At 38.9% G+C, this 23149-nt stretch carries 20 protein-coding genes; 14 read left to right on the top strand and 6 right to left on the bottom strand.

Going from position 1 to position 23149, the window contains the following annotated elements; translation table 11 throughout:
* Window position 1 precedes the first annotated feature (1 nt).
* From J7E57_RS04005 to cysS, 3 genes are all read right to left on the bottom strand, one after another.
* Entirely contained in the window at window positions 2-982 is a 981-nt protein-coding gene (locus J7E57_RS04005; protein WP_215125307.1) for a M28 family peptidase, read from the bottom strand.
* Between the two features lie 190 nt (window positions 983-1172).
* A complete protein-coding gene (locus tag J7E57_RS04000; protein WP_215125306.1) occupies window positions 1173-1562 on the bottom strand; it encodes an endonuclease domain-containing protein in 390 nt (129 codons plus the stop codon).
* A gap of 90 nt (window positions 1563-1652) precedes the next feature.
* Entirely contained in the window at window positions 1653-3113 is a 1461-nt protein-coding gene (gene cysS, locus J7E57_RS03995) for a cysteine--tRNA ligase (RefSeq protein WP_215125305.1), read from the bottom strand.
* 511 nt (window positions 3114-3624) lie between these two features.
* On the opposite strand from cysS, the gene J7E57_RS03990 reads away from it, so the two are divergent.
* The 4 genes from J7E57_RS03990 (at window position 3625) to J7E57_RS03975 (ending at window position 6673) form a co-directional block, all read left to right on the top strand.
* Window positions 3625-4059 (top strand): GNAT family N-acetyltransferase, encoded by a 435-nt coding sequence (locus J7E57_RS03990; RefSeq protein WP_215125304.1) that lies wholly within the window; start codon window positions 3625-3627, stop codon window positions 4057-4059.
* 195 nt (window positions 4060-4254) lie between these two features.
* Entirely contained in the window at window positions 4255-5148 is an 894-nt protein-coding gene (gene lipA / locus J7E57_RS03985; RefSeq protein ID WP_029278501.1) for a lipoyl synthase, read from the top strand.
* 113 nt (window positions 5149-5261) lie between these two features.
* Window positions 5262-5813 (top strand): RNA polymerase sigma factor, encoded by a 552-nt coding sequence (locus J7E57_RS03980; protein ID WP_131027860.1) that lies wholly within the window; start codon window positions 5262-5264, stop codon window positions 5811-5813.
* A 2-nt stretch (window positions 5814-5815) separates the two neighbouring features.
* Complete coding sequence (locus tag J7E57_RS03975) at window positions 5816-6673, top strand: anti-sigma factor domain-containing protein (RefSeq protein ID WP_215125303.1); 858 nt, start codon at window positions 5816-5818, stop codon at window positions 6671-6673.
* A gap of 538 nt (window positions 6674-7211) precedes the next feature.
* Here J7E57_RS03975 and J7E57_RS03970 read toward each other — a convergent pair.
* Complete coding sequence (locus J7E57_RS03970; RefSeq protein ID WP_215125302.1) at window positions 7212-7913, bottom strand: AIM24 family protein; 702 nt, start codon at window positions 7911-7913, stop codon at window positions 7212-7214.
* A 134-nt stretch (window positions 7914-8047) separates the two neighbouring features.
* The gene (locus J7E57_RS03965) at window positions 8048-9544 is read right to left on the bottom strand and encodes an NAD(P)H-hydrate dehydratase (protein ID WP_251029787.1); all 1497 of its coding nucleotides are present in this window, start codon (window positions 9542-9544) and stop codon (window positions 8048-8050) included.
* 168 nt (window positions 9545-9712) lie between these two features.
* Here J7E57_RS03965 and yiaA point away from each other — a divergent pair, with 168 nt between their 5' ends.
* Complete coding sequence (yiaA, locus tag J7E57_RS03960) at window positions 9713-10120, top strand: inner membrane protein YiaA (protein WP_029278495.1); 408 nt, start codon at window positions 9713-9715, stop codon at window positions 10118-10120.
* Between the two features lie 125 nt (window positions 10121-10245).
* Here yiaA and J7E57_RS03955 read toward each other — a convergent pair whose 3' ends face one another.
* Complete coding sequence (locus J7E57_RS03955) at window positions 10246-12327, bottom strand: M48 family metalloprotease (RefSeq protein ID WP_215125301.1); 2082 nt, start codon at window positions 12325-12327, stop codon at window positions 10246-10248.
* A gap of 210 nt (window positions 12328-12537) precedes the next feature.
* Here J7E57_RS03955 and eat point away from each other — a divergent pair, with 210 nt between their 5' ends.
* The 9 genes from eat to J7E57_RS03910 all read left to right on the top strand — a co-directional run bounded on the left by eat (window position 12538) and on the right by J7E57_RS03910 (window position 23148).
* Complete coding sequence (eat, locus tag J7E57_RS03950; protein ID WP_215125300.1) at window positions 12538-13851, top strand: ethanolamine permease; 1314 nt, start codon at window positions 12538-12540, stop codon at window positions 13849-13851.
* Complete coding sequence (locus J7E57_RS03945; protein WP_215125299.1) at window positions 13851-15212, top strand: glutamine synthetase family protein; 1362 nt, start codon at window positions 13851-13853, stop codon at window positions 15210-15212. Before eat ends, J7E57_RS03945 begins: the two co-directional genes overlap by 1 nt.
* A 404-nt stretch (window positions 15213-15616) precedes the next feature.
* Complete coding sequence (locus J7E57_RS03940) at window positions 15617-16765, top strand: iron-containing alcohol dehydrogenase (protein WP_215125298.1); 1149 nt, start codon at window positions 15617-15619, stop codon at window positions 16763-16765.
* A 115-nt stretch (window positions 16766-16880) separates the two neighbouring features.
* A complete protein-coding gene (locus J7E57_RS03935) occupies window positions 16881-17594 on the top strand; it encodes a gamma-glutamyl-gamma-aminobutyrate hydrolase family protein (RefSeq protein WP_215125297.1) in 714 nt (237 codons plus the stop codon).
* 110 nt (window positions 17595-17704) lie between these two features.
* Window positions 17705-19069 carry an aldehyde dehydrogenase family protein gene (locus J7E57_RS03930; protein ID WP_215125296.1) on the top strand — a complete coding sequence of 455 codons (1365 nt, stop codon included), beginning with the start codon at window positions 17705-17707 and terminating at the stop codon, window positions 19067-19069.
* 3 nt (window positions 19070-19072) lie between these two features.
* Window positions 19073-19462 (top strand): STAS/SEC14 domain-containing protein, encoded by a 390-nt coding sequence (locus J7E57_RS03925; RefSeq protein ID WP_215125295.1) that lies wholly within the window; start codon window positions 19073-19075, stop codon window positions 19460-19462.
* A 120-nt stretch (window positions 19463-19582) separates the two neighbouring features.
* Window positions 19583-20185: a hypothetical protein gene (locus J7E57_RS03920; RefSeq protein WP_215125294.1), complete on the top strand. Its 603-nt coding sequence runs from the start codon at window positions 19583-19585 to the stop codon at window positions 20183-20185.
* Between the two features lie 33 nt (window positions 20186-20218).
* Window positions 20219-20863, top strand: a complete 645-nt coding sequence (locus J7E57_RS03915) for a hypothetical protein (RefSeq protein WP_215125293.1) — start codon at window positions 20219-20221, stop codon at window positions 20861-20863.
* Window positions 20864-21198: 335 nt separating this feature from the next.
* Window positions 21199-23148, top strand: a complete 1950-nt coding sequence (locus J7E57_RS03910) for a beta-N-acetylhexosaminidase (protein ID WP_215125292.1) — start codon at window positions 21199-21201, stop codon at window positions 23146-23148.
* Window position 23149 lies beyond the last annotated feature (1 nt).

Below are 23149 nucleotides of genomic sequence, written 5' to 3'. Positions count from 1 at the left end.
CTTATTTTTCTCTATAAATGGTTTCTAAAACAGTTTGCCCTGCGGCCTTCAATGTATTTTTATCAATATTGGCCAAGTTATCCAATTGCGTGTGCCAATTGATATAAAAACCACTGTTATCGTTGTAATGGATAATATCGATAGAAGGAACACCTGCTTTGTTCATCCAAAAATGATCATCAACCAATTTTCCGCTCGGAATTTTCGTAAAGTAAGAAGCATAACCAATTTCATTACCAATTTCCCAAACCTTGTTTACTACGTTTGGAGCAGCCTGACGGGAGATTTCATCCTGTGTAAACTGCGCGCTACCGCCACCAACCATATCAAGATTAATGCCGTACAAAGCTTTATATCCTGTCGTGATTGCTTTTTTAGCCCAGTATTGAGAGCCTAAACACCATGTAGTTTCATCGGGTGTTTCATCATTGGCCTTGCCATAATCTTCTAAATCCCACAATACAAAATCGACTCCAACTTCTGGCTGTTTCTGTTGAATCTGACGTGCCATTTCCAAAATTACCGCCACCCCACTCGCACCATCATTTGCCGCATCAAAAGGTTTCGCATGATTTGCAGGGTCGGTATCCTGATCAGAAAACGCCCGGGCATCCCAGTGTGCCGTAATTAAAACCCTGTTCGTTTTATCCGGATTAAAAGCCGCAGCAATATTTTTCAGCTGAAAGCTTTTCCCATCATAAGTTTGTGTTTTCTCGCCCTGAACAGCTACATCGACACCGAACGATTTGAGTTTAGCTACTAAATAATCGACACATTTTTGGTGCGCTGCTGTTCCAGGAATCCGTGGTCCAAAATCTACCTGAGCCTTGGTATAGGCATAAGCACTATCAGCATTAAAATCCGGAGAAACTAAAGGCAGTGCCTTTTCCCCATTTTCATCAGCATTTTGGTTTGTTTTATTCCGACAAGCCTGAAGTGCAATTAAAGCGAATAAAGGCAGTATTAAAAGTTTTTTATTCATTGTTTAATGTAACGGAAAATTGTTTAAAGTAGTGTAATGTGTTGGATTTAGTCGTTCATCTTCATCCCCCTGCCCCCTTCAAAGGGGGACAGACTCCTTGATAAATTCAAAATGCATAGGATTTATTTTCCACGATTAATTCATCCCCCTTCCGAAGGGGCAGGGGATGACCTGGGGAAAACTTGTTTCTTCAACAGGATCTCGGATGATCTTTCTCCCACTCTGCTATGAAATGTTGAATTGTCCTATCTACATTCTCGATATCGGTCATTACCTCATCATCGCTAAACCTCAGAACATGAAAACCCAATACTTTTAAAATATCTTCGCGTGCTTTGTCTTTTTCAAATTGTCCCTCCCACTCATGACTAAGGCCATCAACCTCGATAACCAACTTTAAATCCTTTGAGAAAAAATCCGCAATATAATTCGCGATCGGTCGCTGTCTTAAGAAAGAATATCCCAGCATTTTTTTATTCCTCAACAATTCACACCACATTCTTATCTCTGCTTTTGTACTATCATTTCGATGGCCTCTAGCAAAAAATTTTAATTTAGAATTATAGTGGTTGTTATCCATCGGTTAAAACATCTATTATTTCATCGCTGGTATTATTTGTTCATCCCCCTGCCCCCTTCAAAGGGGGACTTGATTTCTCGATAAAGACAACTAAGTCTTACTCCAAGTCGTTCCTTCTTTGCCATCTTTAAGCTGGATCCCCAATTCCTGTAAGCCAATACGGATACGGTCAGAAGTGGCATAATCTTTATTAGCTTTTGCCTCAGTCCTTAAGTTAATCACCATATCCAAAACGCCATTTAAGTCGTTACCTCCAGCATCCTCATCTTTCAGTCCTAAAATATCGAATACAAAATCGCTAACCAGTTGCTTTAACTTTTCTAAAGCTTCTGCAGAGATTTTTCCCTTACCATCGTAAACGGTATTGATAATCCTTACCGCTTCAAATAGTTCGGCAATCAGGATCGGACTGTTAAAATCGTCATTCATCGCATGGATGCATTTTTCTTTCAATGCATCGATATCGAAATCATTCTGTTCAGAAACCGTTAATTTATCTAACAAACCAATGGCAGCCATTAAGCGACGGAATCCTTTTTCTGAAGCATCCAAAGCATCATTCGAGAAATCTAATGTACTGCGATAGTGTGCCTGCAACATAAAAAATTTAACCGTCATCGGGCTAAAGCCTTTTTTCAATAAAGGGTGATCGCCAGTAAATAACTCTAAAGGGAGAAAACCATTTCCGGCTGATTTAGACATCCGCGTGCCATTTACTGTAAGCATATTGGTGTGCATCCAATAGCGGGCAGGCTGTTTATGGCTGCAAGCTTCAGATTGTGCAATTTCATTGGTATGGTGCGTCGCCGCTAAATCCATTCCACCACCATGAATATCAAATTCGGCACCCAAATATTTAGCACTCATGGCCGAACATTCGATATGCCAGCCCGGAAAACCCATGCCCCATGGCGATTGCCATTGCATCAGGGTTTCTGGTTTCGCTTTTATCCAAAGGGCAAAATCCAACCTTCCGCGTTTCTCATCCTGTCCACCCAATTCGCGGGTATTGTTAAGCATATCTTCCAGATTGCGGTTCGTTAAAATCGTATAATTATATTCTTTACTATATTTTTCTACATCAAAATATACGTTGCCATCAACTTCATAACCATAACCGTTGGCTATAATTACCTTAATCATTTCGATCTGTTCGATAATATGACCAGTAGCAGTAGGCTCTATACTTGGTGGTAAAGTATTAAACATGCGCAATACATCATGGAAACCCAAAGTGTACTTCTGCACAATTTCCATTGGCTCAAGCTGCTCTAATTTTGCACGTTTTGCAAACTTATCATCACCCTCGTCTCTATCGCCCTCTAAGTGACCCGCATCGGTAATATTACGTACATAACGTACCTTATAACCAGCATATTTAAGGTACCTGAAAATTAAATCGAAAGAAATAAATGTGCGGCAATTACCCAAGTGCACATCACTATAAACAGTAGGGCCGCAAACGTACATCCCAACACTGGGTGCATTTAAGGGTTGAAAAAGTTCTTTTTTGCGCGAAAGCGTATTATAAAGCTGTAAGCCAGTATTCATATTGCAAATGTAATATTAAGTTAGAAAGTTAAAATGATTTAATGATGGAATGTTGCCTGTTGCCCCGCTTATGATTTTTCTTTAACATTTGTAAGGTAACTACTCATTCACTTTGCGACATATCAATCCCCTCTTTCAGAGGGGTGTCCGCAGGACGGGGTGTTTTATTTATTTCAGTTAAAATAATCATCCGTGCTGTCAGATGTTACCATCTGACTGTAAATCAAAATTAAGCCTTTAAAGGTATAGCGTTGTTTTCTGCATAGATATGAAAAGGTACGCTACTGCTCATCGGTAAAAGCAGCCCCTCTTTCCGCTGTAGCTTCGCCAAAGGGGCTCAGGCTGCCGCTTCAATAGGGTTTAGATTGTTTAGTTTAGTGGCTTTTGGCTCTTTCTAAACTTGCGAAGTCTCACAAGGCCAAGAGCTCGGACGGGCTTCGCAAGTTAGGTCAGCGCAGGGTGTAAAAACAAAATTTAATCTTTAATTTAGATACCTATCAAACATCAGTAAATGGTCCAGATCAGAGAAATTTCAGAAAAAGATGCTGAGGGCGTAGCCAAACTTGCTACACAACTGGGTTACGAGAGTAACATCAAGCAAACATCAGCCAGGATCAATCTCATTATTAATAACAGCAGCACAAACTGTGCATTTGTTGCTATAATCGACGACAAAGTAGTAGGTTGGATCCACGGTTTTTACACCTTAAGAGTAGAATCCGATCCATTTGTCGAAATTGGGGGGTTAATTGTAGATGAAACTTACCGCAACCTAAAAATCGGAAAACAGTTAATTGAACACGTAAACCTTTGGGCAAAAAAGCATCAGCTAAAAAAACTAAGGGTAAGATGTAATACCAAACGGATCGAAAGCCATAAATTTTACGAGCATATTGGCTTTAAACAAAATAAGCAGCAAATTGTATTCGAAATGGATCTGGCTTAATTTTTTTATTAGTGTCAGATAGAAATATCTGACAACCACGGGCAGGTCTTTGCTAAACTTGCGAAGTCTAGCTCCGGCTCTGCCCGGCCAGACTTCGCAAGTTAGCCAACCCGCAATTAACAATCACCCCAATTATTACAACCTTCAAACATTTCTGCATTGTAACATTTCAATCCTATTCATTAACTTTGTACCATGATTGATTTACCGGTAGTACCTGCTGTAACTGAAGTAAAACGTAAACCAGATTGGTTACGTGTAAAATTACCCGTTGGTAAAGAATATGCACAAGTTCGCAGTTTAGTAGACACGCACAAGCTCCATACCATCTGCGAAAGCGGCAATTGTCCTAATATGGGCGAATGTTGGGGTGCAGGCACGGCAACCTTCATGATTTTGGGTAATATCTGTACCCGTAGCTGTTCTTTCTGTGCTGTAGCCACAGGCCGCCCTTTAGCAGTTGATGTTGACGAGCCTAACCGCATTGCCGATTCGGTAAGATTAATGGGCGTTAAACATTGTGTAATTACTTCGGTAGATCGCGATGATTTAAAAGATGGCGGCTCAATCATCTGGGCAGAAACCTTACAGGCTATCCGCAGAGAAAGTCCAATTACTACTTTAGAAACCTTAATCCCCGATTTTAAAGGCCAGTGGGATAATTTATACCGCGTATTGGAAGAAAGACCAGAAGTGGTTTCGCACAATATGGAAACGGTTAAGCGTTTAACCAAACAAGTGCGGATCCAGGCTAAATACGACAGAAGTTTAGAGGCTTTAAAAAGAATTTCTGAATTTGGTTTAAGAACAAAAACAGGTATTATGCTCGGCTTAGGCGAAACCGAAGAAGATATTTTCGAAGCCATGGACGATTTAGTTGCAAATGGTGTGCATATCTTAACCTTAGGGCAATACTTACAACCTACCCGTAATCACCACCCTGTTGTAGACTGGATCCATCCGGATACTTTTGCGATGTATAAAGAAGCTGGTTTAGCAAAAGGTTTAAAGTATGTAGAAAGTGGCCCGTTGGTACGTTCATCTTATCATGCAGAAAAACACCTTTTTCCAATTGAGGGGATTGCTTAATTTACTGGCAACGCAGGTTTAACAACGCTTTAAAAGTTGCACTCCTTCCTGGAGTACCTTTCTAAAACATTTTTTTGCTTTTACTGTTGTGTATTGTATCTTAGTAACCAATAGTGACCGCATTAAAAAAACTAACCCTAACTGAGCCTGAACTTGTTCAAGCACTGCAGTCGAAAGATCCCGCGGTTCTAAAAACACTGTACAGCATGTATTCGTCAGCGCTTTATGGCGTTATTTCGCGCATTATCACCCATACAGAGCTTGCTGAAGATGTACTACAAGAAACTTTTGTAAAAATCTGGCAATCTGCTGCACACTATGACAATACCAAAGGACGTTTGTTTACGTGGATGATGAACATTGCCCGCAATTTATCAATCGACAAACTACGTTCTAAAGACTTTAAGAATTCACTCAAAAACCAAGATATAGAAAATAACGTAAGTTTCGTTGATGAACAAAACAAGGTAACCTTCAATCCTGATATTCTTGGAGTTAAGCAACTTGTAGAGAACCTTAAACCGGATTTACAGGCAGTTCTTGATTTAGTTTATTACAAGGGTTTTACCCATGTGGAAGCCGCAGAAAAGTTAGATCTGCCATTAGGTACGGTGAAAACCCGGATCCGGTTGGCTATTATTGAATTGAGAAGGAATTTTAATTGAGCGTGGAAAATTTAAAAGCATATATCGAATCTGGAGTACTTGAGCTGTACGTTTTAGGTGATTTATCACCTGAAGAAGCGTTGCAGGTTGAGGAAATGGCATCTCAACACCCTGAGGTAAGAGATGAAATAGCTGCTATTGAGCAAGCTATGGAGCAATATGCTATGCAAAATGCTGTAGAGCCATCTGCAGATGTAGAAACAAGATTATTCGAAAAGTTGGGCTTAAGTGAAGTTGAAGAGCATGTGAATGTTCAACCCGAACCAATTTATACAGAAGAACCAAGAATTATACGTTTAGATGGAAATGATGCCAAAGTAAGAACTTTGCGTTATGCCTTAGTTGCTTGTATAGCTTTATTGGTAGTAAGTACAGCGGCATTGTTTATTACCTATAACAAGCTAAATGCTGCACACGACCAAATTGCGAGTTTGAACCTGGATAAACAAAAATTTGCTGGCTTAGTAAGCAAATTAGCGTTCGAAAACCAGGGTTTGGATAATATGGCAGCCATGGCCGACAGCAAAGAATGGGCAACCATCAGAATGGCTGGTCAGGCTTTTAGCCCGAGCGCTAAAATGAAAGTTTATTGGAACAAAAAAGATAAAAGTGTGCTGATCAACTATGTAGCAATGGATTTACCAAAAACCGATGCAGCACATCAATATCAGTTATGGGCTTTGGTAAACGGCAAACCGATAAGTTTAGGCGTATTCGGCAAAACGGATTCAACTAATAACGAGGCATTGGTAAAAATGCAGACCATTCAAGAAGCACAGGCTTTTGCCGTAACTATAGAGCCTATGGGCGGAAGTGTAAATCCAACAATGGATAAATTAACCGTAATGGGCGGTGTTTAAATAGAAATAATTTAATCAATTATATTAAAATCCCGATATTGAGAAGTGCTGGGATTTTTTGTTTTTATAACATTAATTTCTCGTTGATGTTTATATTAGAAAACGAACAGTTCCAACTCCGTAGGTGCTGCAGTCCCGTTATACACTCCAATCTTTTTATTGCAAATTCAATACGTCAGGCAATACGTCTAGTCTAATCCATTTTAAACAATAAAAAGGATTTCCGTTACTACCGGGTTTAGGAACAATGGGGCTGTGGGTTTTGACCTTTCGACTGCCCTTTGTAGGCAATGGTTTTGCGCCCTGCAGCCCTAAATAGGATGAATGGCCGCGCCGCCTAAACCTGGACAGCAGCGAACACCGAACGCAGAGCGGTAAAGCGAATGGCAGGACTATCGTTGCCTAAATGCTCCTGCATGTGTTTTTCAAAAAAGTGGATAAATATTTCTGCTGAAAGAAGCGCAATACCTGATTAACACATGCAGAGAGACCTTGTCATAAAGATCTCTCCGCTGCGGTCGAGATGACGATGCCACTATTAAGACTTGGCCGCGTATTTCACCTCTTCGTAAGGCTGTACCAAAACCCATCCCTCGCCAAAAAATTCTAATTGGAAAGATTCGCCACTTCCTCTTCCGATAAAAGACCCGAAAGTTAAATTGGTTTTAATGTTTGGCGTTAAGTTTTCAGACCAGGCTACTGTAGCATTAGGATCAGTGTACACAGGCTGATTGCCGGTAACCCTTAATAAAATAGGTTCGCCATGTGTGGTAATGGCAATATAGCCACTGCCCGATAATTTAACCTGAAATAAACCACCGCTCATCATGCCTGCAATGCTTTTTAGCATTTTTATTTCGTTTTTAATATTGTCTTCTAAAGCCAATACATCATTACCGTTTACAAAAACCGCTTCGTTTTGGAGTTTGATGATCTTTACTTTCTTGCCCTCATCCGCCAAATATAGTTTACCTGTTCCAGTGGCGTGCATCAGCGAAGTACCTTCGCCAGATATGGCTTTCTTTAACAAACCACCCAAACCTTTGCTCAATAGTCCTTCTCTTTTAAAATCGATATTTCCAATGTAAGCAACCATCGAACCTGCTTTTGCCAATATTTTTTGATTTTTTAGATTTACCTCCAGCATGGCAGGTTTCTCTAATTCGAAAAAATCGTTTTCATTTGGATTCTCTGCCGATTCCTGAATTAATTCATTCAGCGTGTACTCTTTTTGTGCCATAATAATTTGTTTTCCGTTTTTAAGATATCTGTTATTTTAAATATTCCCTTAAACTATAAATTATAAACTAGAAGTATAGTAGATTAATGTCGATTTTTCTCCACAATTGTGGCTAACTGCACACAACCAACAAACTAATTGGATATGAGCACTTTAATTTCTTTAGACACCCTGGCTGCAACCTGAGAGGCGGTAGCCACAAAGTGTTCGTGCGCTAAAGCATCGCCTGCTTTTCCATGAATATAACAAGCTAAAATAGCGGCATCTGTTGCGGTATATTGCTGTGCTATAAAGCCTGCAATAATACCGGTAAGAATATCGCCCATTCCCCCTTGCGCCATTGCCGCATTGCCTGTAGGATTGATGAGTACCTTACCTGTAGGCAGGCAGATAAAAGTATACTGGTTTTTAAGCACGATAACGATCTTCCGTTGTCTGGCCTGTTCTATAGCCTTTTGCACCCTGTCCCACCAATTATCATGTTCGCCGAATAACCGATCGAACTCTTTCATGTGTGGGGTAAGAATGATATTTGTGGCAAGTTTATCGATTAGATCGGGCCTTTTGCCCAGAATATTTAAAGCATCGGCATCAATAACCATTGCTTGGTTGGCCATGATCAAGCTTTCGAGCAGTTTTTCATTCTCAGCCTCTGTACCTAAACCCGGACCAATAGCAATTGCCTGATATTTTTTGGGGTTCTCTATCCGCGTGTATTCGTCTCTTGGTAGCGCCATTACTTCTGGTAAGGTTGTATTTAAGGCGATTAATCCACTTTGCGGGATACAGACTGTGGTTAATCCCGCCCCTGTGTGTAAACAGGCCATCGAAGACAATAAAGCCGCACCCATGGTATTGGTATTTCCCGCGATAATCAATGCGTGGCCGTAAGTACCTTTATGGCTGAACAATTTTCGGGGCTGAAGGATCTTTTCAATATCACTTTCTTCCATCAAATAGAAATCAGCTTCTTGTTTTTGGATAAAAGCCTCATCCAGATCAATATCAACCACCTCATATTTTTCAGTCGCCATGGCCGACTCGGGAAAGAAAAAGTTAATCTTCGGCCTTTGAAAACAAATTGTTTTATAGGCTTTTATACCGTTGTATTCTTTAGGCAACTTGCCTTCCGCAAAAAAACCAGTGGGTACATCAACTGCATACACTTTTTTATTCAGCTTGTTAATGACCTGAACCAGTTGTTCATATTCTCCGCTTAAAGGTTTATTTAAACCAGAGCCTAAAATGGCGTCGATAATTAAATCGGCTTTCAGATTCTTTAAGTCAGAAACCTGGTTGACGATCGTTTTTTTGCATCTCGTTTCTTCAATTCGCTGTAGGTTGATAGCAAAATCGTCGCTTTGTTTTTTAATGAAGTTGATGATGTAAACTTTTATATTCTCGTATCCGTTAGCAATAAGCAAATGGGCAATGGCTAATCCATCTCCTCCGTTATTTCCCTTCCCACAGCATATAGCAACGCTTTTATTCGTATCGAACTCATCTCTTAAAAAAGTTTGAACAAAAGCCCTTGCAGCTTTTTCCATCAGATCGATTGATGCTATTGGTTTATTCGCAATCGTAAACTGATCGGCATTACGCATTTGGGCAGAAGTAAGCAATGTTAGCATATAACTAAGATAAGGTTATACAGCTATAATGCCAAAGATGGGATTTTGTTTGATTTTTTATACCCAAGGTGCTGGTATTCCAAAATAATTTAAGGTACTGTCTTTTAATTTTTATACCTTTTGCCAATCTTTAGCGTTGTCTAATGAATTAAATTAAATCTCAAAACAATGAATCAAAAACCATCGAATGCATTCGTGGCAGCTGCCTGGATTGCATTAGGTATCGGAATGATCGGCTTTATTGTAGGCCTATGGCGTTCTGATATGCTTCTTAATGAAAAAGGATATTATTTTACCGTATTGATGTTTGGCCTTTTCGCCGTAATCTCTTTACAAAAAGCTGTTCGCGATAAATTGGAAGGAATTCCCGTTACTGAAATTTATTACGGTATCAGTTGGTTTTCTACGCTCTTAACCATCACCTTATTGGTAATCGGTTTATGGAATGCTACTTTGCTGCCCAGCGAAAAAGGATTTTATGCCTTTGCCTTTTTACTCTCCCTATTTGGTGCCATTACAGTGCAGAAAAATACGAGAGACAGCCAGATCGTGAATAAAAACCGTGATTCGGAATAAAGATATGCGGAACTAAAACGGGGGAGCGAATAATAGCTTCCATATTTTTACACTTAACATCAAAACCAACTGCAGGTTTTATGGAATTTCATAAAACCTGCTTTTTTTTTATCTAAAGAGGCGGATTAACCAGCAACCAACTTATTAATATTTTCTAATTCTGCATAAAAATCAAGAAGTTTCTTTTTGGATTTAAAATTTGTATCGTTAATAATCTTCGCAAATAACCTGATCGATTCAAAAAGTTCGTCTACCTGGAAATCAAAATAGCTGCCTCCTGCAAAATATTTATAATTTGAGGCCATAAATTTTTCGATCTGTTCTTTCTCTTCTGCCGTTATCTGCTCTGCATATAAAGGGTTCGTTAGTAACTTTAAAAGTTCTTCTTTAAAAATTATTTCTTCATCCTTAACCAGGTACATCTGCTGTTCAATAGTTTCAACAGCAGTACGCTCATGCATAAAGGAAGTAACCTGAACAATTTTATTGTGGCAGCTATTCTGGCTTTCCAAAAGTGAATGGATCGCTTTATAATCACCGTAAAAATTAGCAAATTCATCATTTCTACCCTGCTCGAAGGAAAGCCCTAGAAAATATTCAAATATCTGGATATCTAATTTCTTCAAATGATTGTCTAATTCTTCTGATTCGCTTTCTAAGCGTTTAATAAGCTCCGAACAATCTGTCTGCGTGTATCTTTTCCCATCATAATCAAAGGTTTTAATCTCAAAAAACTTGTCATCAATCTGTTTAATCGTATTTAAATCGCCATTGATACCGTCGTGAAGATATATCAAACTTAAATTTTCATCACTAAAAAAATCATTGGCGCGTAGCTGAAAAGATAGGACCGGTTTTTCAAAAGCAACCACTTCCAGATCATTTAACGGATTTCTAAAATCGAAATAGCCATTGTATAAGCGATGAAATGCATTCTGTCGCTGATCTTCCAAAAAATCTTCTTCAAACTTGTCTGCATCTGAAATTATAGGAGAATCACCATAGTCTATTGCATCGAAGAGTTTTTTTGTAACCTGTTGAAGTACCATATCCTTATTTACCAATAAATCTATTGCTATACCAGAACCATAGCTCTTCAATGGGTAATCTAGTTTCTTAAGATGTGCTACCCTATCTGCGGTACTTGGATGCGAAGACCATTGATCTTTCAGAACGAGTTTACTTTTATTGAACTTGCTATAATGTTCTTCTGTTACAATCGGAAGATAATTCTCAATTCTTATATCTTGAAGACCAGCATAAAAATCCATTACAAATTTCTGTTGTGGAAAAATGTTGTTGGTTTTTTCCTTATCCTTGATTTTGCCATTATAATAACCAAAAACGTTATTTAAGGAATAATCGGCCAATTGTAGGCGGTGAAGCGCGGTAATTAAGGCTTCAGAACCCGCAACATTTGCTGCCACTGTATCGGCATGAAACTCCATTTCTCTGGAGAGCGCCAAATGATTCAGATTAACATCATCATAAATCTTTTTTAGAATAAACTGGATGCCCCCAATAATTTTATTTGCCAGAGCAACAAAAATTCCAAAGTAGCTACTTATACCAGCTAACTTCTGTGCAAAATTACCATAACCTTCATTATCATAAAGTGTATTGTAGATAACTTGATTAACATTATAAACATAACTCCCTGTACGCATACTTTTTTGAGAGAAATGGCCAAATTCATGTGCAAGGATAGCCTTCAGCTCATCAATTGATATGGTGTTCATTAAGCCTAAACCAATATGGAGGTTTTTTCTTACCGGAAGAAACATGCTCCAGAAACTAGAATCGTAAAACACAGATGCATTAACTTCTGAAGAAAAGTAAACCTTTTTTGGAAAATCGGTCCCTACTTCTGCTACAATCTCATCAATCATTTTAAAAAGCTCAGGCTGTTCGGATTGCGTAACCCGTGTTAAATGAGAACGGTCAATTTTATTAACCTTAAATATAAATTTCACCAGGAAAATCAAAATTAACAGGCCAAAACATACTAAGCCGCCGCCCAACATAATGGTAATAAACATTGGTTTGGCTGCAATTAACATAAAGCCAGCAAATGCAGAAAGCATGGTTAAGCCAACTGCTGCAGAAACTAATACGAAATAGGTTAATACAAATAGTAAAATGGCTTGAATAGATTTTCGGGCCATTTTCCTGAAATTTTCGGATGGCTGGAGAGCATTTTCGTACATAAAGATATTGTTTGGTAATGCAAGATAACAAAAGCGCTAAATGCCTAAAAGGGATTTTAAAAAAAATAGGGATAAAATTCTTGTGGCAATTCTCCGCTTTAGTTAAATGTTAGAAAATAATTACTACTTTAAGCATCAGATACCGAAGCTAATAGTTTATCATTTTCGAGCAAATAATATAAACCTATTTCAATCTTATACATCCTGCCAATGGAACAAAAAGATAGCTTAAAAAAAACACTTACCCCTTTTATGTTGTGGGGACTTGGTGTTGGATATGTGATTTCGGGAATGTATTTCGGTTGGAACTTAGGCCTCGAAAAAGGAGGCACACTGGGTATGGCCATTGCAACGGTTGCCATTATGGTGATGTATGTTACCTTTAGCTTTAGCTATGCCGAACTGGCCTGTGCTATACCAAAGGCTGGTGGTGTTTTCGATTATGCCAATACAGCACTCGGCAAAAACATCGGTTTTATTGCGGGTATTGCTCAAATGGTCGAATTTATATTTGCACCCCCTGCCATAGCCTTTGCCATTGGTGCTTATTTTAATGCCTTTTTCCCTCAGGTACCCATTCTTACCAGCGCAATTGTTGTTTACTTTATCTTTACTGCTCTAAATATATATGGTGTAAAAGCTGCGGCTTCGTTCGAAGTAATTATTACCGTTTTGGCAGTTGGCGAACTGCTATTGTTCTCTGGCATTACATTGCCTAAATTTCATGCAGAAAACCTGGTCCACAATAACTTTCCAAATGGTTGGAGTGGTGTTTTTGCCGCCATTCCATTTGCCATCTGGTTTTTTCTGGGTATAGAAGGTGTTGCAAATGTAGCCGAAGAAACCAAGAACCCACAGCGAGATATCAGTAAGGGTTTTGGCTGGGGCATATTTACGTTGGTGGTATTATGTATGCTTGTTTTTATCTCCACCATTGGCATTGGCGGTTGGGAAGCCATTGTGTATAAAAATGGAAAATCGGGCGAAACCTCCGATTCGCCTTTGCCACTCGCCCTTTCGATGATCACAGGCGATAACCACCTATTGTATCATTTACTCATCACGGTTGGGTTATTTGGCCTGGTAGCCTCCTTTCATGGATTAGTTTTAGCAGCTGGTCGTTCTACTTACGAGATGGGCCGCGTGAAAAGTATTCCAGCTATCCTCGGAAAAATTTCTCCTAAATTCCAAACACCCGCAAATGCATTAATTGGCAATATGGTGATTGGTATCATCGCACTTTTATCAGGTAAAACTGCCGAAATTATTATCATTTCTGTATTTGGCGCATTAACTTTATACATCATCTCGATGATTTCGGTAATGGTACTTAGGAAAAACAAACCAGAAATGGCACGGCCTTTCAAAACGCCAATTTATCCGTTATTTCCCATTATTGCCTTAATTATTTCCTGCGTTTCTTTCATCGCAATGCTGATTTATAATCTTAAATTGGGTTTAATTTATTCGGGTATCGTTTTGGGCATATTTCTTCTATATAAAATTTTTAAAAAGGCAGATTAATGAGTACGAGCAAAGACATCCTGGATTACGTTAAAAATCATCCCTCTGGAAAAGTAAAATTAGCTGTTGCCGATATCGACGGTATTTTAAGAGGAAAATATGTAGCTGCCGAAAAATTCGCATCTCTGGTTGAAGGCCGATTGGGTTTCTGTGATGTTACCTTTGGTTGGGATGCAGGTGATGTGGCTTATGAAAATGGAAAATATACAGGTTGGCATACCGGCTATCCCGATGCACAGGTTAAAATCGACTTGAGTACCTTTCGGAAAATTCCCTGGGAAAATGACGTACCTTTCTTTTTAGGCGATTTTATTGATGACCAGGATAAGGCAAATTTTGTATGTCCAAGACAACTGTTAAAAAAAGTAATTACCGAATGTGAAAGTGAAGGATTTTCGCCGCTTTTTGCACAGGAATTTGAATGGTTTAATTTTTCGGAAACACCAGAAACCCTCCACGAGAAAGGTTTTGCCAATTTAAAACCCTTAAGTCCGGGCATGTTTGGCTATTCTATTTTAAGGAGTACTTACAAAAATGAATTTATGAGCGATCTGTTCGATCTGCTGAACAAATTCGATATCCCGATCGAAGGTTTGCATACCGAAACCGGACCAGGTGTTTACGAAGCGGCCATCAAATATGCTCCAGCTTTACAAGCTGCCGATCAAGCGATATTATTTAAAACAGCCGTAAAAGAAATTGCCTATAAACACGGTATCATCGCTACATTTATGGCCAAAATAAGCGAAAACTTACCGGGATGTAGTGGTCATGTGCATCAAAGCCTTTGGGATGCGGACAAGAAGATCAACTTGTTCTACGATGAAAAGGATGCAGATAAAATGAGCGAGATAATGAAAAGTTATATCGCTGGTCAGCTGCACTGCCTTCCATACCTTTTACCAATGATTGCCCCTACCATAAACAGTTACAAACGTTTAGTTGAAGGCGCATGGGCACCAACAACGGTAACCTGGGGAATCGATAACCGGACAACTGCGTTACGTGCACTGCCGGGAAGCAAAAAAGCATCACGTTTAGAAACCCGGATAGTAGGCTCAGATACCAACCCTTATCTGGCACTTTCGGCCTGTTTGGCTGCCGGAATGTACGGGGTCAAAAATAAGCTGAAACTCGAACAACCGGCCACCAAAGGAAATGGATATACCGATTTATCGAACGGCACACTGTCGCGTAATTTATTTGAAGCAACGCAAAAGATGAAAAATTCTGATCTGGCCGCAGCATTGTTGGGCGGAGATTTCGTTGATCATTTTACCATGACCCGCGAATGGGAATGCAAGCAATATGCTAAAGTAGTAACCGATTGGGAGCTAAAAAGATATTTAGAAATTATTTAGCCTAAAGTGTTCATGCTGAAAAATCAAATTTTTAAAAAAAACAATAATTAAAGATGAGAGAATACGGGGCATCGTCATTCCCAACTTGATTGAATCCTAATGCCTTGGCAGGGTTTGTAGGTTGCATTAAGATTCCCGCCTGCGCGGGAATGACGACCGTTTTTTAAAATCTGTGATTGGTAACTTGATTCGGAATCTTGATATTTTAACACCCAAGCTTAGGTGAGCTCAGGTGCCTAAGGTGGTAAAACAAATAAAAACAGGCTAAAATGTTGATCGCCTAAGCCACCTTAGAACATCTTAGCTAACTGTATATAGTTAGTTTAATAAACAGTAAAATAACAACTCACCCTTAGGTGCGCTCAGACACCTAAGGTGGTAAAACAAAAGATAAATTAATTGCCATGATATTTGATAAAATCCATCAGTTTAATTTCCCTACAACCATCCGTTTTGGCGCTGGCGCAGTAAAAGAGTTGCCCGCCTACTTAAGCAAGAACAATATAAAGGCACCGTTAATTGTAACCGATCCCACCATCGCGCAACTTCCCTTTTTTAAAACCATTGTTGAAGATTTAAAGGCAAAGGGCATTGCTGTCGAGGTTTTTAGCGACATCCACAAAAACCCGGTAAAAAGTGATGTTTACAAAGGTACTGATGTTTGGGATGCTACCAATCGCGACAGTATAGTTGGTATTGGTGGTGGTGCAGCTTTGGATGTTGCCCGTGCAATTGTACTCCGTGTTAACCACCGCGATGATTTATTCAAGTATGATGATTTAATCGGCGGCGATATTTACGTAACGAACGATGTTCCGCATTTTATCACCATCCCAACCACATCTGGTACCGGAAGTGAGGTTGGCCGCAGTGCGATTATTGCTGATGACGAAACCCACCAGAAAAAAATCCTATTCTCGCCAAAATTAATGGCGCAGATCGTATTTGCAGATCCGGAGTTAACCATGGATTTGCCGCCCTTTATCACTGCCGCAACAGGTATGGACGCATTGACACATAATATGGAAGCTTATCTGGCCAAGAACTTCCACCCCATGTGTGATGGAATTGCATTAGAAGGAATCTCATTGATCAAAGATTCTTTGGAACGGGCAACCAACAATCCCGATTTAGAAAGCCGTAGTAAAATGTTAATGGCTTCGATGATGGGCGCAATTGCTTTTCAAAAAGGTTTGGGTGTAGTGCATTCACTTGCGCATCCGCTTTCTTCATTGTTAGATACCCATCACGGATTGGCCAATGCTGTGAATATTCCTTATGGCATGCAGTTCAATGTTGCTGGCTTTGAAGATCGTTTTAAAAAAATTGCCCGTACGTTGGATCTCAAGGATGAAAATGGTGAAGCCGTTGTAAAATATCTGTTCGATTTAAATACAAAAGTGAATATTCCGCATAAATTGAGTGATATTGGCGTTAAAAATGAACATATAGAAACACTTGCCGATTTAGCCTTTGCAGATTTTGCACATCCAAACAATCCTAAACCGGTAAGCAGAGAAGATTTTAAACAATTGTATTTAACCGCACTATAGATTAGGATTGCTTGATTATAGGATTTTAGAATTATTAACCCATTAAAATCAGTGTAATCTAAAAATCGGTGTAATCACCCCAAAGGAAAAAAATAAATCAGTGGAATTAATTAATATGTCTGATAAAATAATAATTGGTGTTACCGACTGTAGTAAATTCGACATCTATCGGGATTGGGTGTTATCCTATAACAAAAATGTGGTGGTAATCCAGCTCGGGTACAAACTCAACAATTTCGAGGAGATCAGAAAATGTGATGGGATCGTTTTAACTGGAGGAGAAGACGTTCATCCCCGTTTTTACAATCAGCCTGAATATTATCCTTACTGTTATGACGATGATATTGATGAAAAACGTGACGAGTTTGAATTTAAGGTTTTAACCTATACCGAAGCCAATTCTGTCCCTGTTTTAGGCATTTGTAGGGGCATGCAAGTGGGTAATGTATTTTTTGGCGGAACTTTAATCCCTGATATCCCAACCTGGGGAAAATTCGATCATTCAAAAATGCACGATAAATCAGACCGATATCACGAAATCATCGTCAATCCTTCCTCGTGGCTGAACCAGATTGTGAATACAGATAAAGGCTTAGTGAACAGTAACCATCACCAAAGCACCGATAAAACAGGGAAAAGTTTGGTAGTGAGCGCAATATCACCAGATGGCGTTACAGAAGCCATGGAGCGGATAGAACCCGAAGGAAAATCCTTTCTGTTATTTGTACAATGGCATCCCGAACGCCTAAAAGACCAGCAAGGCCCCTTTAGCAAAAACATACATGAGGCTTTTATTAATGCGATAAAATTAAATATAAACCACAGATAAAAAGGATAAATACAGATTGTAATCATTAAGCTAATTTAGGATGTTAGTCCTAAACCCTTTTTAAAAATCTGTGTTCATCTGAGAAAATCTGTGGTAAGAAAATGAATAACATGCAGATCATCAACCCAGCAACAGAAGAAATTATTACCAGTTTAGCGGAAGATAACTCCTCTACGCTCCAAACTAAATTAGATACTTTAAAAAAAGCTCAACCTCAATGGGCCAACAAAACCCTTAGCGAAAGGGTTTCGGTTATTGCTCGGTTTAGTGATTTACTGGAGGCTGGCATAGAAGAATTGGCATCGGTATTAACCAGCGAAGTAGGCAAGCCACTCCAACAATCGCGCAACGAAATTAATGGTGCAAGAGCCCGTATTAAATGGATGTTGACCAATGCCGAAAAATACCTGGCCGACGAAATAATGACCGATGAACCAGGACTCAAAGAAATCATTAAATACGAACCGCTGGGTGTAGTTTGTAATATCTCAGCCTGGAATTACCCTTATCTGGTTGGGGTAAATGTATTTATCCCAGCTTTATTGAGTGGCAATGCTGTAATGTACAAACCCTCAGAATATGCCACTTTAACCGGGATCGAGATTGAAAAAAAGTTAAAAAAAGCAGGGGTACCCGATGATGTTTTCCATATCGCTATTGGCGCAAAAGAAACGGGAGCAGCATTATTAGAAATGGGTTTTGATGGTTATTTCTTCACAGGTTCTTACAAAACGGGAAAATTCATTTACGAAAAAGTAGCGGCAAAAATGGTTCCCTGTCAATTGGAGTTAGGCGGAAAAGATCCGTTGTACATTGCCGAAGATGTAAACGATGTTGCTTCTGCTGCAGTTGGTACGGCCGATGGCGCTTTTTACAATAACGGACAAAGTTGTTGTTCAGTTGAGCGCATTTATGTGCATGAGAAAAATTATGAAAATTACTTAAATGCCTTTGTTACCGAAGTTAAGCGCTGGAAAATGGGCCAACCAACAGCCGATGGTGTATATATTGGTGCCTTAACACGGAAAGAGCAGATTTTGGTATTGGAAAAGCAAATTAAGGATGCCTTAAGTAAAGGTGCAACATTATTAACTGGCGGAAAGGCCATTGCAGGAAAGGGCTATTATTTTGAACCAACAGTGTTAACAGATGTTACCAATGATATGATGGTGATGCAGGAAGAAAGTTTCGGACCAATTATCGGAATTATGAAGGTGAAAGACGATGCAGAGGCCTTAAATATGATGAAAGATACAGACTATGGCTTAACGGCATCGGTTTATACAGCCGATCAGGCAAGGGCTGAAAAAATACTATCTCAGCTTGACGCGGGTTCGGGTTATTGGAATTGCTGCGACAGAGTGAGTGCAGCACTGCCATGGAGCGGAAGAAAATATTCCGGTATTGGGGCTACATTATCGCATCAGGGATTAAGAGCCTTTACTAAACCAAAAGGCTATCATTTAAGGGGATAATGAATGGAAAACGATAGCGACAAACAACTTATTGAAGGCGAAATTGCCGATTATTTGTTAACAGATGATGGAATACTCATTTCTTACAGTAAAAGCATTTTACGTACAGTAGAAAATATTGCGGCCAATGTTGAACTGGTGAAGAAAATTACAGGGGATAAGAAAGTTCCACTGTTAATTTACTTAAAAAACTCTCCTGTTCCAAACAAAGAAACACGAAAGTTTTCTACGGAGCAATTTCCTCAAATTTATACGGCTATGGCGATGGTTTCGAAACCCGGTTTAGCCCAATTGATTATGAAGATCCTGTTTAAGTTTCAAATTCCACCCATCCCGATGAAATCATTTACGGACGATGAAAAAGCTATGGAATGGTTGAAAAAGTTTTTGTAGTCAAACTTGCATATCATAATTGCTTTAGTTTGTTCTTTTTTGATAAAAAAAGTAAGGCTTATAGATTTTATTAAATTCATAACTAATTTAACGCTCCTGATACGCTCAAAATAAAACGCTATGATTCCTATTGATGACATCCGCAAAAACTATGAAAAGTATGATGATACTACAATTCTAAAAATTATTTCAGGGGCTAAAGGGTTACGAAAAGAAGTTGTAGCCTTATTGAACGATGAAATCATAAAAAGGAATTTAGATACTAAACTGATCAAATTTGTAGAAGAAGAAACTAACTTTTACGAGGGAGTCGAAAGGGCGAATTTAATTAACGAGATCAAGAATTCTGTTTGTACCCATTGTAACAATGAAAACGAATTATATGGCTATACCTTTAATACGATAATATCCTACCTGATTTGGTATAATCATGAACAAAAACTTCAGATCATATGTTCAACATGCGCAAAAAGTTTTCGTTTAAAGAGTATGCTCACCACACTTGCATTAGGCTGGTGGTCGAGGCCAGGCCTTTTTGGTACACCTGCCACACTTATTTCAGATCTGATAGAAATCTTCAGAAAGGAAAAGTACAGCCAGCAGGTAATCGACTATTTCATTGATGAAAATACAGGAAAAATCAGACGTATGGAAAAAGGAAAAGGTATGCTAACAGCTCTTATTAGGAAATTTAACCAAAAAAAGGCAGAATTAGAAGACTAAAATTTGCTATTACACTATTAATAAATTTAATGCATGATCACTTCAGATAGCAATCAGAAAAATTGGTTAATTAAACAGAGCTATTTTGATCGAAAGCCTAAAAATTTATCATTTACGGCACAATCAATACTATTTGGTAATCAAAAATTATCAGTTCCCACAATAACTGATTTATCTAAAGAAGAGCCGTTAGAATACCGTTTTGGTATTAAATGGATTAGAGGATTTGAATTTATCGTAGGGAGAAAGTATCAATTATTGATTAAGAACAGCAATGGGGAAATGATCAAAATAAGTTTCGGTTCTTATTATGGCATCAATAAAGTCCATTTGTATAATCAATATGCCGAAATATTAAACCAATTATGGGAAAGCTATTTCGATGGGTTAGTGGACCATTATTTAGCACTGTTTAGTCAAAAAACACCATTCATTTTGGCAAATGTGACTTTCGACGAATCTGGTATCAAAATTAAATCCGCAAAATTTATTAAGGAAGAAGAAAAATCGTTGCTTTGGCCTGATGTAGGCACCAAAAATTACCGCACTTATTTTGCCATCTTTTCAAAACAAAACCCATCAAATATCAATAAAGGATATAGTTATTTAGATGATTGGAACACGGGAGTTTTATACAGTATTATTGAAACGATATTAAAAGGATTTGAGGCAAAATAGTCTCAAAAAGGAACCAATAAACAACACTATTTATTCTAAAAGATTCTTCACTGCGTTCAGAATGACAAAAACATTTACGTGTCTTCACGAACCATCGTAAACTTAGCTCATCGCCTAGCAATGCAACCCATTTGTGGTTAAATCTTCGACTCCGCTCGGGCTGACAAACCTCTAATTATGGCATAAATTCAATCACGATTTTTATCAAAACCAAACGTTATGCGCTCCGCGCTTTGCTTCTTGCACATTTCCTTCCGCACAAATACCTCCTATTAAAATCTTTTTTAATAAATTGCGGATTATACTTATTCGGTTAACCCGCTTTAATTATTTTAATGAAAAAATTATTCCTGATTATCTCCTGCTGTTTTTTTGCAGCCAATACCTTCGCTCAATCTATTGTTACAGAAACTGAAATCGGCGATTCCGAAAGCGCAGTTGTGCAAACACCAATTGCCATCATCCCCGAGCCTGTATCCTTAATGAAAAAGGCAGGTACTTTTACCTTGCCAGAAAATGTAATCATCCAGACTGTTAAAAGTGGAGAATTAAAACAATCTATCGCTTACCTTTCTGATCGGATTACCACTGCTACAGGGAAATTTGTAAGTACAGTGAGTAATTCAAGTCACCCAACTATTAAACTGATCTTAAACACCCAAGAAGATACTCAACTCGGTAAAGAAGGTTACAGACTAAATGTTAATCCCACTCAGGTTGTAATTACAGCTAACCAGCCTGCAGGGATTTTTTATGGCGTTCAGTCATTGCTTCAACTTTTCCCGGCCGAAATAGAAAGCAAGGAACTAGTAAATGATATCAAATGGAAGTTACCTTGTGTTGATGTGGTAGATTATCCGAAATTAGGATGGAGAGGTTTAATGTTCGATGTAGCCCGTCATTTTTTTACTAAGCAAGAAGTAAAGCAGTTTATTGATGACATGGTGCGTTATAAATTTAATCTGTTGCATTTGCATCTCGCAGATGATGAAGGCTGGAGAATCGAAATTAAAGGCTTGCCTAAATTAACCGAAGTAGGTGCATGGAGCGTTAAAAAAACCGGGACTTTTGGCGATTTTACACCACCAACGGCGGATGAACCCCGTACTTACGGTGGCTTTTACACACAAGAAGATATTAAGGAACTTGTTCAGTATGCACAAGAACGTTTTGTAAACATATTACCAGAAATCGATGTCCCGGGACATAGTTTAGCTATTATCGCTTCTTACCCTGAATTATCCTGCACACCCGATGCCGTTAATTATAAAGTGCGCTCAGGCGAGAAAATAATGGATTGGAGCCGTGGTGCGCCTCCAACAGCTTTGCTTGATAATACGCTTTGCCCGGCAAACGAAAAAGTTTACGTGTTCTTAGATTCGGTACTTACCCAGGTAGCGAAACTTTTTCCTTTCGAGTACATCCACATGGGTGGCGACGAAGCACCTCATAATTTCTGGGAAAAGAACGATCAGGTTAAAGCCTTAATGCAACGAGAAGGTTTAAAAACCATTCCACAGGTTCAGGCATATTTTGAAAAACGTGTAGAACAGATCGTAATTTCGAAAGGCAAAAAATTTATGGGCTGGGACGAAATTCTTGAAGGTGGTGTATCGCCAACAGCAGCCGTAATGAGCTGGAGAGGAATGAAATATGGTATCCAGGCAGCGAACGAAAAACACAATGTGGTAATGAGTCCGACAGATTTTGCATATCTGGATTATATGCAGGCGGATCAGATTACCGAACCAAAAGTTTATGCCTCGTTAAGGTTAAATAAAGCCTATCAGTTTAACCCTATTCCAGCGGGCGTAAATGCACAATATGTAATTGGTGCACAGGCCAACCTTTGGACAGAACAGGTATTTACTTTCCGCCAGGTAGAATATATGGTTTGGCCACGTGCATTTGCCATTGCCGAATCGATCTGGAGTCCGATTGAAAAGAAAAACTGGGCAAATTTTGTTGATCGTACACAACAGCATTTCAAACGATTAGATTTGGCAGAGATTAAGTATTCCCCTGCTATTTACGATCCGATTTTTACGGTGAAACGCAGTGCAGATAAACAATTAATAATCGAATTAACGCCAGAAATAGACGGTCTGGATATCTACTATAGCTTCGACAACTCTACTCCCGATCGCTTTTACCCGAAATACACAGCCGCATTACAGGTGCCAAAAGATGCCAGTATGTTACGTGTAATTACCTATCGTGGTAAACAACCCATTGGAAGATTGATCAGTATGCCTATTGCTGACCTGCAGAAAAGAGCAAGATAAA

This window comes from Pedobacter sp. ISL-64 (assembly GCF_018613605.1).
Taxonomy (GTDB): domain Bacteria; phylum Bacteroidota; class Bacteroidia; order Sphingobacteriales; family Sphingobacteriaceae; genus Pedobacter.
The sequence above is the reverse complement of the archived record's forward strand: the minus strand, read 5'-3'. Positions and strand labels throughout refer to the sequence as shown.

What these genes read in the sequence shown, in the direction of transcription:
- J7E57_RS03955 (WP_215125301.1), bottom strand. Translation starts at nt 12,327, where the DNA reads ATGTACGAAAATGCTCTCCAGCCATCCGAAAATTTCAGGAAAATGGCC.
- J7E57_RS04005 (WP_215125307.1), bottom strand. Translation starts at nt 982, where the DNA reads ATGAATAAAAAACTTTTAATACTGCCTTTATTCGCTTTAATTGCACTT.
- cysS (WP_215125305.1), bottom strand. Translation starts at nt 3,113, where the DNA reads ATGAATACTGGCTTACAGCTTTATAATACGCTTTCGCGCAAAAAAGAA.
- J7E57_RS03930 (WP_215125296.1), top strand. Translation starts at nt 17,705, where the DNA reads ATGCAGATCATCAACCCAGCAACAGAAGAAATTATTACCAGTTTAGCG.
- J7E57_RS03945 (WP_215125299.1), top strand. Translation starts at nt 13,851, where the DNA reads ATGAGTACGAGCAAAGACATCCTGGATTACGTTAAAAATCATCCCTCT.
- lipA (WP_029278501.1), top strand. Translation starts at nt 4,255, where the DNA reads ATGATTGATTTACCGGTAGTACCTGCTGTAACTGAAGTAAAACGTAAA.
- J7E57_RS03925 (WP_215125295.1), top strand. Translation starts at nt 19,073, where the DNA reads ATGGAAAACGATAGCGACAAACAACTTATTGAAGGCGAAATTGCCGAT.
- J7E57_RS03935 (WP_215125297.1), top strand. Translation starts at nt 16,881, where the DNA reads ATGTCTGATAAAATAATAATTGGTGTTACCGACTGTAGTAAATTCGAC.
- J7E57_RS03920 (WP_215125294.1), top strand. Translation starts at nt 19,583, where the DNA reads ATGATTCCTATTGATGACATCCGCAAAAACTATGAAAAGTATGATGAT.
- J7E57_RS03915 (WP_215125293.1), top strand. Translation starts at nt 20,219, where the DNA reads ATGATCACTTCAGATAGCAATCAGAAAAATTGGTTAATTAAACAGAGC.
- J7E57_RS03970 (WP_215125302.1), bottom strand. Translation starts at nt 7,913, where the DNA reads ATGGCACAAAAAGAGTACACGCTGAATGAATTAATTCAGGAATCGGCA.
- eat (WP_215125300.1), top strand. Translation starts at nt 12,538, where the DNA reads ATGGAACAAAAAGATAGCTTAAAAAAAACACTTACCCCTTTTATGTTG.
- J7E57_RS03990 (WP_215125304.1), top strand. Translation starts at nt 3,625, where the DNA reads ATGGTCCAGATCAGAGAAATTTCAGAAAAAGATGCTGAGGGCGTAGCC.
- yiaA (WP_029278495.1), top strand. Translation starts at nt 9,713, where the DNA reads ATGAATCAAAAACCATCGAATGCATTCGTGGCAGCTGCCTGGATTGCA.
- J7E57_RS04000 (WP_215125306.1), bottom strand. Translation starts at nt 1,562, where the DNA reads ATGGATAACAACCACTATAATTCTAAATTAAAATTTTTTGCTAGAGGC.
- J7E57_RS03940 (WP_215125298.1), top strand. Translation starts at nt 15,617, where the DNA reads ATGATATTTGATAAAATCCATCAGTTTAATTTCCCTACAACCATCCGT.
- J7E57_RS03910 (WP_215125292.1), top strand. Translation starts at nt 21,199, where the DNA reads ATGAAAAAATTATTCCTGATTATCTCCTGCTGTTTTTTTGCAGCCAAT.
- J7E57_RS03965 (WP_251029787.1), bottom strand. Translation starts at nt 9,544, where the DNA reads ATGCTAACATTGCTTACTTCTGCCCAAATGCGTAATGCCGATCAGTTT.